Origin of the sequence: Lactobacillus sp. A27, from assembly GCF_016742815.1 — a bacterium.
Taxonomy (GTDB): Bacteria; Bacillota; Bacilli; order Lactobacillales; family Lactobacillaceae; genus Lactobacillus; species Lactobacillus gallinarum.
Genome location: NZ_JAEHNT010000119.1, coordinates 1 through 241, shown reverse-complemented (window position 1 = coordinate 241; position 241 = coordinate 1). Strand labels below are relative to the sequence as shown.

The window sequence follows — 241 nt, the reverse complement described above, 5'->3', positions numbered from 1 at the left end:
TAGCGTTGGCAATAGCGAGGCTATCAATTTCTTTAACGCGTAAAAAGCTATAAGTATCGCGGATATTCTTAGGCTTAGCCAATAGTTCGCTATTAGCGACTACTTCTTCTGCCAACCTAGCTTCATAGCTATTAAGAGCAGAAAAAGCAAAGGGCATTGCTTGATATTGTCTAACAGCTAAGTAGTGCTTAGCATGATAATTGCTTCGATTGCGTCCTACATAAGAGTTGTAGACAAAGCG

1 pseudogene is annotated in these 241 nt (G+C 40.2%); it reads right to left on the bottom strand.

Annotated elements, in window-relative coordinates:
• A pseudogene (locus tag JEM49_RS10060) lies at window positions 1-241 on the bottom strand (RNA-guided endonuclease InsQ/TnpB family protein); the annotation flags it as partial.